The organism is Weissella oryzae SG25 (genome assembly GCF_000691805.2).
In the GTDB taxonomy this organism is placed as follows: domain Bacteria; phylum Bacillota; class Bacilli; order Lactobacillales; family Lactobacillaceae; genus Weissella; species Weissella oryzae.
The window spans coordinates 1-312 of the sequence record NZ_DF820538.1; the positions used below are offsets into that span (position 1 = coordinate 1).

1 pseudogene is annotated in these 312 nt (G+C 34.9%); it reads right to left on the reverse strand.

The window, feature by feature from the left end:
• Positions 1–312, reverse strand: a pseudogene (locus TT13_RS11495) (glycoside hydrolase family 73 protein); the annotation flags it as partial.

Genomic DNA, 312 nt, shown 5'->3' on the forward strand with positions numbered 1-312 from the left:
TATTCATAATGTGAGCCATACATATTCATAACTGCCGTCGATTTAATTGTACCAATCCAACCGCGACGATTACTTAAATCGTAACCATTTGATTCAATATTAGCACTATTCTTAATTTGTACCGTTTGTCCAACTTTATAAGTTGGCGAACTTGGATTTTGCAAATCCTGTTCTAATACGTGCATACTTTGAACACCATTACCATAGTCAACATAATATTCATAATGTGAGCCATACATATTCATAACTGCCGTCGATTTAATTGTACCAATCCAGCCGCGACGATTACTTAAATCGTAACCATTTGATTCA